Below are 13,171 nucleotides of genomic sequence, written 5' to 3' on the forward strand. Positions count from 1 at the left end.
AGCCCCCGTCCACTTCCCTGCCCCCGGCACCGCAGCCACGCCGGACCATGAACGGAGCAGCATGACCACGGCCTACCAGGCCCCCGCCGAAGCCGCCGTCACCCCGGCGGCCACCACCGCGAGCGCCGCCGAGACCGTCGAGACCGCCCGGACCAGCCGGGCCACCGAGAGCGCCGAGACCCCGAGCGGTCTGCTGGCCGCCTATCGGCCCGGTCCCGAGCAGGCGTATCTCACCGGCCCGTACGGCACCCTGCTGGCCCGCGGCGCGGTGCGCCACGTCACCGACCCGGCCGAGGCGCCCGCCGCGCTGGCCGAGGCCCGCCGCACCCTCGGCGGCACCCCGCTGCTGGTCGGCGCCATCCCGTTCGCCCCCGGCCGCCCGGCCCGGCTGTTCGTGCCCGCCGAGGTGCGGCAGGCCGGCCCGGCCGCCGAGGACCCCGCCTTCCTGCTGCCGGCCCGCCGGACGGCCGCCGCCGCCCCGGCCTGGACCCAACGCCCGGTCCCCGACGGCCCGGTGTACGCGGCGGCGGTGGCCGAGGCGGTCCGCCGGATGCGCGCCGGGACCGGCCCGTCCAAGGTGGTGCTGGCCCGCACCCTGGAGCTGACCGCGCCCGGCGGGGCCGACCTGCCCGCGATGCTGGCCCGGCTGATCCACCGCGACCCGAACGGTCACACCTTCGCCGTACCGGCCGGCGGTGCCGCCACCCTGGTCGGCGCCAGCCCGGAGCTGCTGCTCTCCCGCCGGGGCCGCACCGTCGTCTCCAACCCGCTGGCCGGCTCGGCCGCCCGCTCCACCGACCTGGCCGAGGACATCCGCCGGGCCGCCGCACTGCTGGACTCCCCCAAGGACCTGGCCGAGCACGCCTTCGTCACCGACGCGATCCGCCGGGTGCTGGAGCCGTACTGCGAGGAGCTGCACGTCCCCGAGCGTCCCACCCTGCTGCGGACCGCCGCGATGTGGCACCTGTCCACCACCATCACCGCCACCCTGCGCGACCCCGAGGTCTCCGCCCTGGACCTGGCGCTGGCGCTGCACCCGACCCCGGCCATCTGCGGCACCCCGACCGACCGGGCCCGCGAGCTGATCGCCGAGCTGGAGCCCTTCGACCGCGGCCTGTACACCGGCGCGGTCGGCTGGGGCGACGCGAACGGCGACGGCGAGTGGGTGGTGACCCTGCGCTGCGCCGAGGCCGAGGGCGACGGGCTGCGCCTGTTCGCCGGGGCCGGTGTGGTGGAGGCCTCCGACCCGGCGGCCGAACTGGCCGAGACCACCGCGAAGTTCGGCACCTTCCTGCACGCCGTGGGTCTGGAGGACGGCAAGTGAGCAGCGCCTCCCACGAGCCCGACCTGCTCGGCGGCTGGCCCGCCGAGACCGCCGAGCGCTACCGCGCCGCCGGGTACTGGACCGGTGAGCGGCTGGACGAGATGATCCGCCGGCACGCGGCCGACCGGCCGGGCCGGATCGCCGTCACCGACGGCGAACGGCACTGGAGCTACGCCGAGTTGGACCGCCGGGCGGACCTGGTGGCCACCGGGCTGCTGGCCCGGGGGCTGCGCCGGGGCGACCGGGTGGTGCTCCAACTGCCCAACACCGCCGAATTCTTCGAGGTGTTCTTCGGCCTGCTGCGGGCCGGGGTGGTGCCGGTGATGGCGCTGCCCGCGCACCGCCGGGCCGAGCTGACGTACTTCTGCGAGTTCTCCGGGGCCAAGGCGCTGTTCGTGCCGGACCGCCACGCCGGTTACGACCACCGGGAGTTGGCGAGCGAGGTGCTGGCCGCACTGGCCGAGCCGATCGAGGTCTTCGTGGTCGGCGAGCCCGGCCCGCACCTGCCGCTGGACGAGCTGCGGGCCGCCGAGCCGGTGCCGGTCGCCGACCCCCCGGCCTCCACCGGGCTGGCCTTCCTCCAGCTCTCCGGCGGCTCCACCGGCCTGCCCAAGCTGATCCCCCGGGCGCACGACGACTACCTCTACAGCGTCCGCGAGTCGGCCCGGATCTGCGAGCTGACCCCGGCCTCGGTCTACCTCTGCGCACTGCCCGCCGCGCACAACTTCCCGCTCTCCTCCCCCGGTTCGCTCGGCGTCTTCTTCGCCGGCGGCCGGGTGGTGCTGGCACCGGACCCGAGCCCGGGCACCGCGCTGGCGCTGATCGCCCGCGAGCGGGTCACCCTCACCGGCGTGGTGCCGCCGGTCGCGCTGGCCTGGGCGGACGCCGCCCCGACCGCCGGGCACGACCTGTCCAGCCTGGAGCTGCTCCAGGTCGGCGGTGCCAAGCTCAGCGAGGAGGCCGCCCGCCGGCTCGGCCCGGCGCTCGGCTGCCGGCTCCAGCAGGTCTTCGGGATGGCCGAGGGGCTGGTCAACTACACCCGCCCCGAGGACGACGAGCAGACCGTGCTCACCACCCAGGGCCGGCCGATCAGCGACGCCGACGACGAGGTGCGGATCGTCGACGACCGGGACGAGGACCTCCCGGTCGGCACCACCGGCCACCTGCTCACCCGGGGCCCGTACACCATCCGGGGCTACTGGCGGGCCCCCGAGCACAACGCCCGCTCCTTCACCGCCGACGGCTTCTACCGCACGGGCGACCTGGTGCGCCGCACCGCCACCGGCCACCTGGTGGTCGAGGGCCGGGCCAAGGACCAGATCAACCGGGGCGGTGAGAAGGTCGCCGCCGAGGAGGTGGAGAACGTGCTGCTGGCCCACCCCGCCGTGCACGACGCCTCGGTGGTGGCGACCCCGGACGAGTACCTGGGCGAGCGCACCCTCGCCTACGTGATCCTCCGTCAGGACGCCGAGCGGCCCCGCCCCGCCCAGCTGCGCGCCTTCGTCCGGGCGGCCGGGCTGGCCGACTACAAGGTGCCGGACGTGATCGAGTACGTGGACGCCTTCCCGCAGACCGGCATCGGCAAGGTCAGCAAGAAGGACCTGCGCTCCTCCGCCGCCCAGTAGGCACGCCCGGTGGCCACGCACCGACAGCCGCCCGCCCGGCAGCGCCCGCCCGGTGGCCGCCGCCGCGTCGCCGCCGGTGCGTGGCCACCGCCCGCAGCCGCCGCCCTCCGGTACCGAGTCAAGGACCTTCTCCGCCATGGCACTTCCCACCATCGCCCCCTACCCCCTGCCCGGCCCGCAGGACGTCCCGGCACCCCGGGTCCCGTGGACCGTGGACCCGGCCCGGGCGGCCGTGCTGGTGCACGACCTCCAGCACCACTTCCTCTCCCGCTTCGCCCCCGGGGCCGAGCCGCTGGCCCCCGCCCTGGCCAACACCGCCCGGCTGCTCGGCCTGGCCCGGGCCGCCGGGGTGCCGGTGCTGCACTCGCACCAGCGCGGCGGGCAGACCCGCGAGGAGCGCGGGCTGCAGTTCGACTTCTGGGGTCCCGGCATGCCGGACTCCCCCGTCTCGCTGGCCTCGCCGGAGGCGGTCGCCCCGCAGCCCGGTGACGGGCACGTGACCAAGTGGAAGTACAGCGCCTTCGCCCGCACCGACCTGGCCGAGCAGCTGGCCGCCGCGGGGCGGGACCAGTTGGTCATCGTCGGCGTCTACGCCCACATCGGCGTCCAGATGACGGCGGCCGACGCCTGGAGCCACGACGTCCAGGCCTTCGTGGTGGCCGACGCCACCGCCGACTTCAGCGCGCAGCAGCACCTCGGCGCGCTCGGCTGGATCGCCGACAAGTGCGGTGTGGTGGTCACCACCGAGCAGCTCGCGGCGGCCCTGGGATGACGCTCGCCGTCCCGGCCCGGGCCCGGCGGGCATCCGTCCCCGCCGGGCTGCGGCCCCGGCACGCCGTGCCGACCGACGCGGGCCAGCTCTACGCGATCTCCCGGCCGTTCATGCTGACCGGCGAGCTGCGCCACCGCACCCCGCGCGACTACCGGCTGACGGCAGGTCAGTTCCTGCTGCTGACCGGTACGGACGGCACCACCGTGGACGGCTGCGCGGGGCTGCGCCCGCTCCCGCCCGAGACCGGCCGACCGGCCGCCGGGGTGCTGTACAACCTCTGCGTCCGCCCCGGCCGCCAGGGCGCGGGCCTGGGCACCGCCCTGGTCAGCGCGGTGCTCGCCGAGGCCCGCCGCCTCGGCCTGCACACCGTCTGCACCGCCACCACCGGCTCCGGTCTGCTCTTCGAGCGCCACGGCTTCACCGAGGTCGCCCCCGCCCTCGCCCCGGCCGCCTGGACCGCCACCCTGGACCCGTCCCGGGGCTCCCGGACCTACCTGCACGTCCCGCGCTGACCCGGCCGGCCCGCGCCGGGCAGCTGACCGCCCGTCACCCCGCACGGGGGGGGGGTGACGGGCGGTCAGGTGTGTCCGCAGGACGGCCCGCTGGTCAGGCGGACCAGCCCGGGAGGGTGGGGAGCACCGCCTCGGCCAGCCTGCGCAGCACCTCGTCGTCCGGGCTCCAGCCGTCCCGCCGGAAGAGGGCGATCTCGTAGGTGCGCCCGCCCGGGACGCCGGGGCGCTGCTCGACCACCAGGTGGCGGGAGGGACGCGAGTCGGTCGCGGCGGACTCCTGGCCGGGGACGACCATCACGCCCAGCATGCGGTCGCTGTAGGTGGCGGCGGCGTGGCCGAGCAGCGGCTCCGGCTCGGCCCGGTAGCGCTTGCGGAACTCCGTCTCGCCGACCGGGTCCGCACTGTCCGTCAGTAGGACCCCGGTGTCCCCCAGCCGTACCTCCACGACGGGCGTGCCGGTGAACCCGCCGGGCCGCGCACTGATCACCCGGTCGGCCGGACTCCCGAGCAGGGTGGGCAGATCGGCCCGGTTGAGCGCCGCGCAGAGCGCGGGATAGGCGGGGTGGTCCTCCGGCCGGGGCGCGGCGCAGGTGACCGGCTCCGGGGGCCACGCGTCCTCCTCGGCTCCGGACGGGGTCGCCGTCAACCCCCAGACGCCGCCACCGATCCCGACCGCCGCGAGCACCGTGACCATCACCAGCGGGAGCACGTTGCCACCCCGCCTCCGCTCCGCCGCGGCCACCTCGCCGGCCGCGCCCGTCCCGTCCCCGTGCACCGCTTCCCCTGCATCCACCGCTGTGATCGTCGTTCCGTTCCGTCCGCCCCGGCCACCGTGGCCGGGGGCTCCAAGAGCAGAGCGCAGCATACGGCCTGACCACCCGTGACCTGCACCGATTAAATGCCGGCAGGTCCCCGGACGGCGGGGCACAGTGTCCCGATGGACCGGCACCCGACCACCTCCACCGCCCCGAGCACCCCGGCCCCCGTCGTGCTCGGCATCGACGACCTACGCCCGCTCCCCTGGTGCACCCGGATCGCCCGGACCAGCGCGGAGGGCGTCCGGCTGCTGGCGGAGCACCGCGAGGTGGACGTCGACGAGCTGTGGCTGGACCACGACCTCGGCGGCGAGGACAGCATCATGCCGGTGGTGACGGTGCTGGAGGAGGCGGCCTTCCACGGCCGGCCGTTCCGGATCGGGACGGTGCACGTGCACAGCGCCAATCCGACCGGTGCGCAGACCGTGGTCCGCTCCCTGGAGCGCTGGGGCTACCGGGTCCGCCGGTCGGTCGCCTGACCGGACGTCAAGTGGTCGCCTGACCGGGCGTCAAGTCCCGCTCGGCGGAGGCTCGGTGGCCGGTCCCGACCGCCCTGCCGGCCCGGGACCAGGAGCTCTGACGGTCCCGGGACCAGGCCGGGACCGGGGCCTCATGTGCGGGTACTCACGCCGCCCCTACCGTGGAGGAGGCAGTCGGGGGACGGTCGGAAACCCTCCCGGCTGCCGGTCAACGCACACGCGAACCAGACGTTGTGAGGCACAGATGACCAGTCTCCGTATCGGCATCGGCATCGCCGCCGGCCTGAGCTCCCTCTCGCTGGCCCTGGTGGGCGGCAGCACCGCCCGGGCGGCCGACAGCCCGGCCCCGCCGGCCGTGGGCGGCACCGCCCAGGCCGGCCTGGCCGCCACCCAGTACCGGACCACCGCCCTGACCAGCGGCTACAACAACCGCTGCCTGGACGCGGACCTGAACACCATCAACGGGAACGGCACCAAGGTCCAGCTCTGGGACTGCAACGGCTGGTCGAACCAGACCTGGATCTGGACCCCGGTCTCCGGCCAGCCGGTCGGCTACTACTGGATCCAGACCGAGAAGAACTACCGCTGCCTGGACGCCGACCTCAACACCATCGGCGGCAACGGCACCAAGGTCCAGCTCTGGGACTGCAACGGCTGGGACAACCAGATCTGGATCTGGGACGGCCAGACCCTGCAGACCAAGAAGAACGCCCGCGTCCTCGACGCCGACACCAACACCATCAACAACAACGGCACCAAGGTCCAGCTCTGGGACCGCAACGGCTGGTCCAACCAGCGCTGGATCTGGCACTGAGTCACCGGCACCGCACGGCGGCGGGCTCCCCCCACGGGAGTCCGCCGCCTCGGCGTGCCGTCAGCGCACCACCTTGCGGCCGGACTGCTGGGACAGCTGGTCGGCGGCCTTGCGCAGCACCTCGGCCGGGTCGGCGCCCTTGAGCAGCACCTTGGTCTGGGCGTCCGTCACCACCTTGAGGGCGCGGGCGTAGTCGGAGGTGTAGTTGAAGGCCGGGGACGGGGCCTTCAGCGCCTCCAGGAAGACCTCTCCCTTGCGCTGCTCGCGGAAGAACGGCGAGGTGGTGTGGAAGATCGGGTCCTCGTACGCCTTGAGCAGGGCGGGGGCGATGCCCTTGCCCCGGTAGATGGCGACCTGGGACTCGGGGCGGGTCAGCACGTACTCGATGAAGGTCCAGGCGGCGGCCTGCTGGGTGCTGCTGCCGTTGATGGCCAGGTGGGTGGAGTTGACGGTGGCCGAGGTGCTGCCGCCGCGCCGCATGGCCGGGGGCAGCCGGACCGCCCACTTGCCGGCCTCCTCGGGGACGGTCTCCTCGATCACGCCGCCGAACCAGGTGGGCCAGGGCAGCACGGCGGCGGTGCCCTGCTTGATCGAGCCGATCAGGGCGGTCCAGCCGCCGGCCAGGTCGGAGACCAGACCGGCGTCGTTCATCTTCTTGATGATCGTCATCGCCTTGACCGCCTCGGGCGAGTCGAGGGTGATGTTGCCTTCTAGGTTGAAGTAGAAGGCACCCTGGAGCTGGAGCAGCAGCTGGAAGAAGTTGGCCGCGTCGGCCTGCGAGGCGGGCTTGTCGATGCCCAGCAGGTACTTGCCGGTCTTGGCCTTGATCTTCTTGCCGGCCTCGATCGCGTCGTCCCAGGTGTCCAGCGCGTTCGGGTCCACCCCGGCCTGCTCGAAGACGTCGGCGCGGTACCAGAAGCCGCCCGAGTTGGCCTCCCACGGCAGGGCGTTGACCCGGCCCTGGGGCGCGACGGTGGCCCACAGGCCCTGGGCGAACGCCTCCTTGTAGCGGCTGGCGCCGAGCGGGCCGAGGTCGGCCAGGCCGATCGGGAACTTCTCGACGTAGCTCGGCAGGTAGTCCACGCCGATGTGCAGGACGTCGGCCAGGCCGGCGCCGCCGGCCGCCATGCCGGTGTTGATCTTGTCCCAGATGGCCGGGTTGCCGATGTCCTGGACGGTGACCTTGATGTCCGGGTACACCGTGTTGAACGCCGGGACCAGCGCCTTGAGTTGGGCGGCAGGGCCCTGCCAGCTCCAGACCGAGATCTCGCCCTTGGTGGCGGAGCCGGTGTCGCCGGTGGCCTCACCGGCCTTCGGAGTGCCCTTCCCCGCGCAGGCCGCAACGCCCGACAGACCCAGGCCCACGGCGAGCGTTCCCCCGGCCCGCAGCACTCCGCGACGGCTTATGTCCATGTCAGAACCCCTTGACGACTTGCTCGGAGTCGGCTCCATTGCCGACGGGGCAGGAGGCTAGCAACCTTGCAAAGATGCTTGCAAGGTATTCATGGAAGCTTTCTGACGTATATGACATCGCAATCTTGCAAAACTAGGGAAAGCCCGATCCGGACTGCTAGCGTCCGCTCATCGCCTTCCGCCCCCCTCACGACGGAGCCCCCATGCGAGCCGCACGTCCCACCCGCCCCGCCCGTCTGACCACCCTCACCGCGCTCTCCCTGCTGGCCACCCTGGCCCCGCTCACCGCCGCCGCCCCGACCGCCTCGGCCGCCGTCCCCCGACCGACGCTCGCCAACACCGGCTTCGAACAGGGCACCACCGGCTGGAACTTCACCGCCGGCAGCGGCACCGCCACCAACAACCCGCGCACCGGCGCCCGGCTCGCCTACCTGGACGCGGGTGCCGGGAAGAAGATCTGGCAGACCGTCACCCCCGGCACGGCCGGCACCTTCGACTTCACCGCCTGGATCGCCACCGGCGGCTCGGGGGGCACCTTCACCGTCCGGGTCAACGGCGCCGTGGCCGGCACGGCCGCCCTCCCGGGCCAGTCCGCCTACACCCGCTACACCGTGCCCCGGGTTGCGGTGAAGGCCGGCGACAGCGTCGAGATCGCCTTCGAGTCCGGCTCCGCCTGGGTCAACGTCGACGACGTCGCCGTCCACCACAGCGCCCCGATCGCCGTGACCAACCCCGGCTTCGAACAGGGCACCACCGGCTGGAACTTCACCGCGGGCAGCGGTGTCGCCGGCAACAACCCGCACTTCGGCTCCAAGCTCGCCTACCTGGACGCGGGCACCGGTAAGAAGATCTGGCAGACCGTCACCCCGATCGCCGCCGGCAGCTTCGACTTCTCCGCCTGGATCGCCACCGGCGGCTCCGGTGCCGCCTTCACCGTCCGGGTCAACGGCGCCGTGGCCGGCACGGTGGCCCTGCCGAGCCGCTCCACCTACGCCCGCTACACCGTCAGCCGGGTGCCGGTGAAGGCCGGCGACAGCGTCGAGATCGCCTTCGAGTCCGGCTCCGCCTGGGTCAACGTCGACGACCTGATGCTCTCCCCCGCCGCCCCCGCCGACCCGGTGGTCACCTCCTCCGACCCGAAGGTGGCCGCCCTCTTCGACTGGGCCAAGCGCAAGGCCAACAGCTGGGTCCAGGTGCCGGGCACCACCGGCCCGCTGAACGTGGACGAGGGGCAGCCCGGCGGCTCCGGCAGCGCCACCTACGAATCCTCGTACTGGGCCGGCTACGCCCACCGCAGCGCGTACTACTCGCGCGACATGGCCCACCAGGTGGCCGGCGCCTCGGTGCTCGGCCTGAACGACGAGAACCTCACCATGCTCCGCGCCTTCGCCGCCTCGGCGACCCCGGAGCACAAGTACTACCCGGTCTGGGCGCTCAACTTCGACAACCAGACCTACCTGTCGATCGACTACTACAACCCGAACAACTTCGTCCGCGAGGTCCCGGCCGCCTTCGAGCTGGTCGAGAAGGCCGACAAGGCGTACCGCTGGAGCGGCGACTCCGCCTACGTCAACGACAGCGCGCTCTGGGACTTCTACCGGCACGGCACCAAGGAGTTCATCGAGCTGCACGACGGCGCCAAGCCGAACGGCGTCGCCGAGGGCACCGGCAACGGCATCTTCTCCGGCTCCGCCAGCTACGAGGAGCTGGGCAACGACCACTTCGCCGAGGCCGGCGACTCGATCGGCTCGCAGTACCAGGCGTTCCTGGCGATGGCCGCACTGGCCGGCAGCAAGGGCGACTCCGCCCTCGCCGCGCAGTACACCCAGAAGGCCGCCGACCTGAAGAGCTACTTCAACTCCACCTGGAGCGGCTCGGGTTCGGGCTCGGCCATGATCCGGGGCTACTCCACCAGCGGCACCTCCACCACCGGCTGGGGCAAGGAGAACAGCTGGTTCATGCCGATGAAGAAGATCACCACGCCCGGCGCCCGCAACGACGCCTACCTCGACTACATCGACCAGCAGGCGAGCGGCGCCGGCAAGCCGGACAACATCGAGGCCGTCACCTACCTGCCGGACACCTACTTCACCTACAACCGCAACGACACCGCGTGGAAGTGGATGCAGTACGTCTACGACCGCCGCGACGACAAGCACCCCGTGCTCCAGCAGGGCAACAACGGCGACTACCCCGAGGTCTCCTTCACCCTGGTCAGCCAGACCGTCGAGGGCCTGATGGGCGTCGAGCCCGACGCCCCGGCCCGTTCGCTGGCCACCGCCTCCCACCTGCCGACCGGCATGGGCTGGCTGAAGATCGACAACCTCCGCCTGGGCGCCAACTCGCTCTCGCTGCGCCACGACGGTGCCACCCGGTCCACCCTGACCAACACCAGCGGCCCGGACACCTACACCTGGGAGGCCCGCTTCCCCGGCACCGTCTCCTCGATCACCGTGAACGGCGTCGCCAGGCCGGTCTCCACCAAGACCGTCGACGGCACCACCTACAGCTACACCACGGTCGCGGTCGCCCCCGGCACCACCGCGCTCGCCCAGGCTTCCTGACCCCCGGTCAGCCCGCCGGACGAATCAGGCCGGTGACGCCTCCGACGAACGGAGGAGGCGTCACCGGCCTCTTTGACGACGGACCGACCCTCAACGGCCGACGCCAGTGCGTCGCTCGCGGTACCCCGTCCAGCCACCACTCCCATGGGGTGGCCGGGTGCGGCGGGGTCGCTGACGACAATCGAACGATATCAAACTCAAACCATCAGAACCAAACATGCCCAGGCTCGACCCGCCGCACCGGCGAGTCGGTCAGGCACGGCCCGGCTCGTGGCCGGCCTGAGCCCACAGGACCAGCTCGGCGAGGTCGTCGGAGACCTGCCGCCAGCTCTTCCGGGCGCTGCCGAGGGTGCGGATCTCGAACGGGACCACCACCGCCTCCCCCTCCGGGTGCGGGCCGATCTCCCGCATGCCGCCGAAGACCCGCTGCTGGGAGATCGAGGTGTGCCCGTCGAAGGCGGCCCGCGCGTACTCCAGCAGGGTGACCGGCCCCCCGGGCACGGCCTCCCGGGTGGCCCCGTCCTGGAACCCCGACTTCCGGTCCCCGTACGCGTGCTCCTGGAAGCCGGCCAGCGTCGCGATCACGGCGTCCGCCCGCTGCCGCAGGAAGTCCCGTGCCTCGGAGGGGAGTTCGGCGAACACCTCACCGAGCCGGGCCCGGCTCAGCACCACCGTGCCGTCCTTGATCCGCCCCTCGTCCCGCTCGTATCCCTCGTGCCCCTCATCCCCCTCGTGCCCCTCGGTGGCCCCGTCCACCTCGGCGGCCACGTGGTCGGCGAACGCCACCACCTGGGTGAAGGCCAGCTGGAGGTAGCCGTCCAGCTCCCGTCTCGCCCGGGCCCCGCCGACACCGCCCTGCTGCGGCGGGAAGTCCCGCAACACCTCGGCCGCGAAGTCCTTCGCCTGCACCAGCCGGTACCGCGCCGCCGGCCGGGCCGCGCCCTCGTCGACCGGTGCCGCCTCCCGGAGCCGGTCCAGGACGTACGGCAGGCCGCCCAGCGGAACGCCCACCGAGTAGTGCGCGGACAGCCCGTCCCCGTTCCCCTCGGTGCCGGCCTCCTCGCGGTACCCGTTGCCCGGAGTGATCCGCAGCGTGCCGCCGACCCGGGTGTACTTCAGCCGGTCGGCGGCAGCCGTGCTCAGCTCCACCGCGCCCGCCCGGTACAGCAACTCCCGTACCTGGCGGATCTCCTGGAGGGTGCTCTCCAGCGAGACCGCACCGTTGCGCCGGGCGTCGCCGACGCAGCTCCAGGCCGTCGTGACGAACTCGAGGCTGGAGTGGACCCGGCCGTCCGGCAGCGACCGGCGGTCCGACACCACGGTGAAGATCGGGATCTCACCCTGCCCGCTGCGGCGCACGATCCGACTGGTGGCCAGCAGGGCCTCCCCGGCGATCGGGGCTCCCTCCCCGTCCGCGACAGGAAGACAGATCTCGATCTCGAACCCGATCACCCGGTACTCCTCGGTCCCGTTGCACACGCCGGCCGCCACGGCCGGACACACACCGGACCTTCACGTACGGGACTACACGTTCGATAAACGACGGTCCGTCAGTTCCTGTCAGTGGACAGCCAGTTGGCGTACCAGCTCCGGAAATCCGGGTGCACCGGGACGAAGCCGGCCCAGTCGGTGTCCAGCCGCCAGACCTCGCCCGCGCACGGCCCGTTGAGCACCATCCGGAGGTAGACGCCACAGCCCTCCTCGGCCAGCAGCAGGGTGCCGGCGGTGGGCGGGTCGATCGCGTCGATCCGCCCCCGCAGCGGCCCGGCGAGCGGGAACGGCGCCGCCAGCCGTCCGGGCCGCCGGTCGTCGCTCCACTCCCCGTCCACCGCCCACTGGTCCCACTCCGGCAGTCCGACGGCCTCCGGGCGGGGCGAGAGCAGCGGCATCAGCCCGTGACCCGGACCGGCCGGGCCGTCGCCGACCTCCGTGACGAAGGAGCGGTAGTCGGCCGGCAGAGCGATCCCGTGGGCCCGTTCGAAGGCCCGCACCTCGTCCTCCGCCAACCGGGGCCGCAGTGCGTACCGGTGCGTCCCCGCACCGAACCGGCCCAACTCCGGATCCTGCTCCGCCCACTCGGCCAGCCGGCCCCGGATCGCATCCTCGTCCCAGATGTCCACCGCGCCACCGTAGTGACCGGGCGCCCGGCGCTCACCCGAATTTCCCGCGTGGCCAGGGCCGTGGTCGACATGACGGCCCATCAGATGATCAGCCTGCCGGACGCCTGCGGTCCTCCGCCCCGCCATCCGGCGGACACCTCCGGTGGCTACTCTCCCGGCCTGGACGGCCGGTGGGCCCACCGTGCCCGCGCTGCCGCTGGAGGAGACCATGAGCGACGAAGAACCGGCCCGCCGGGTGGCGCAGACCGCCACCAAGCGCCTCGCGGCCACCCAGGCGGTGGAGGGTGGTGGCAGCGCCGGGGCGGGCTTCGAGGTCGATCCGGAGAAGTACCGGGCGGCCGTCTCGCCGATGCTCGCCGCCGCCGAGCAGGTCCGGGCTCTGTACACCTCGTTGAGCGCCTTCCTGCCCTCGGCCGAGGCCGACAACCCGTGGGGCAACGACGACGCGGGCAAGAAGTTCGCCGAGGGCGACGAGGGCTACCTCAAGTTCAGCAGCAGCACCATGGAGGTGCTCAAGGGCCTGCCGGACGCCCTCAAGGGCGTGGCCGACGGGATGAAGGCGATGGCCGAGGGCTACGCCTCCTCCGAGGACGCCATCATCGACGCGTTCGGCTCGCTGGACGCTGTCGAGATCGCGATACCCCAGGCGCCGAACCTGCCCGGCACCGCCCCCGACAACCCCGTGCACATCCCGGTGACCCCGCGGACCATGCAGAGCGGAAGGCACTGACCC

Annotated in this window: 12 protein-coding genes; 8 read left to right on the plus strand and 4 right to left on the minus strand. The window is 73.1% G+C overall.

Going from position 1 to position 13,171, the window contains the following annotated elements; all coding sequences use genetic code 11:
- Window positions 1–61 precede the first annotated feature (61 nt).
- The 4 genes from ACIRBX_RS00540 (at window position 62) to ACIRBX_RS00555 (ending at window position 4,233) form a co-directional block, all read left to right on the plus strand.
- A complete protein-coding gene (locus ACIRBX_RS00540) occupies window positions 62–1,324 on the plus strand; it encodes an isochorismate synthase (protein WP_402292866.1) in 1,263 nt (420 codons plus the stop codon).
- Window positions 1,321–2,949, plus strand: coding sequence for a (2,3-dihydroxybenzoyl)adenylate synthase (locus ACIRBX_RS00545; RefSeq protein WP_402292867.1), 1,629 nt, complete (start codon window positions 1,321–1,323; stop codon window positions 2,947–2,949). Before ACIRBX_RS00540 ends, ACIRBX_RS00545 begins: the two co-directional genes overlap by 4 nt.
- Before the next feature lie 136 nt (window positions 2,950–3,085).
- Window positions 3,086–3,721, plus strand: coding sequence for an isochorismatase family protein (locus ACIRBX_RS00550; RefSeq protein ID WP_402292868.1), 636 nt, complete (start codon window positions 3,086–3,088; stop codon window positions 3,719–3,721).
- Window positions 3,718–4,233 carry a GNAT family N-acetyltransferase gene (locus ACIRBX_RS00555; RefSeq protein ID WP_402292869.1) on the plus strand — a complete coding sequence of 172 codons (516 nt, stop codon included), beginning with the start codon at window positions 3,718–3,720 and terminating at the stop codon, window positions 4,231–4,233. The genes ACIRBX_RS00550 and ACIRBX_RS00555 overlap by 4 nt, the downstream gene beginning before the upstream one ends.
- Before the next feature lie 94 nt (window positions 4,234–4,327).
- Here ACIRBX_RS00555 and ACIRBX_RS00560 read toward each other — a convergent pair whose 3' ends face one another.
- On the minus strand, window positions 4,328–5,026 hold the full coding sequence (locus tag ACIRBX_RS00560; RefSeq protein ID WP_402292870.1) for a DUF6215 domain-containing protein: 699 nt from the start codon (window positions 5,024–5,026) through the stop codon (window positions 4,328–4,330).
- Between the two features lie 144 nt (window positions 5,027–5,170).
- Here ACIRBX_RS00560 and ACIRBX_RS00565 point away from each other — a divergent pair, with 144 nt between their 5' ends.
- Together ACIRBX_RS00565 and ACIRBX_RS00570 are read left to right on the plus strand one after the other, a co-directional pair.
- Window positions 5,171–5,527 (plus strand): cyclic-phosphate processing receiver domain-containing protein, encoded by a 357-nt coding sequence (locus tag ACIRBX_RS00565; RefSeq protein WP_402292871.1) that lies wholly within the window; start codon window positions 5,171–5,173, stop codon window positions 5,525–5,527.
- Between the two features lie 244 nt (window positions 5,528–5,771).
- Complete coding sequence (locus ACIRBX_RS00570; RefSeq protein WP_402292873.1) at window positions 5,772–6,341, plus strand: RICIN domain-containing protein; 570 nt, start codon at window positions 5,772–5,774, stop codon at window positions 6,339–6,341.
- Window positions 6,342–6,401: 60 nt separating this feature from the next.
- Here the strand turns inward: ACIRBX_RS00570 and ACIRBX_RS00575 are convergent, their stop codons facing one another.
- Window positions 6,402–7,754 (minus strand): ABC transporter substrate-binding protein, encoded by a 1,353-nt coding sequence (locus ACIRBX_RS00575; protein ID WP_402292874.1) that lies wholly within the window; start codon window positions 7,752–7,754, stop codon window positions 6,402–6,404.
- Window positions 7,755–7,957: 203 nt separating this feature from the next.
- Here ACIRBX_RS00575 and ACIRBX_RS00580 point away from each other — a divergent pair, with 203 nt between their 5' ends.
- Window positions 7,958–10,318: a carbohydrate-binding protein gene (locus ACIRBX_RS00580; protein ID WP_402292876.1), complete on the plus strand. Its 2,361-nt coding sequence runs from the start codon at window positions 7,958–7,960 to the stop codon at window positions 10,316–10,318.
- Between the two features lie 252 nt (window positions 10,319–10,570).
- Here the strand turns inward: ACIRBX_RS00580 and ACIRBX_RS00585 are convergent, their stop codons facing one another.
- A complete protein-coding gene (locus tag ACIRBX_RS00585) occupies window positions 10,571–11,770 on the minus strand; it encodes a hypothetical protein (protein ID WP_402292877.1) in 1,200 nt (399 codons plus the stop codon).
- 98 nt (window positions 11,771–11,868) lie between these two features.
- On the minus strand, window positions 11,869–12,438 hold the full coding sequence (locus ACIRBX_RS00590) for an SMI1/KNR4 family protein (RefSeq protein WP_402292878.1): 570 nt from the start codon (window positions 12,436–12,438) through the stop codon (window positions 11,869–11,871).
- 142 nt (window positions 12,439–12,580) lie between these two features.
- Between ACIRBX_RS00590 and ACIRBX_RS00595 the strand changes: the two genes are divergently transcribed.
- Window positions 12,581–13,168: a hypothetical protein gene (locus ACIRBX_RS00595; protein ID WP_402292879.1), complete on the plus strand. Its 588-nt coding sequence runs from the start codon at window positions 12,581–12,583 to the stop codon at window positions 13,166–13,168.
- The last annotated feature ends 3 nt before the right edge of the window (window positions 13,169–13,171 follow it).

Origin of the sequence: Kitasatospora sp. NPDC096147 (assembly GCF_044763225.1) — a bacterium.
Lineage (GTDB): Bacteria > Actinomycetota > Actinomycetes > Streptomycetales > Streptomycetaceae > Kitasatospora.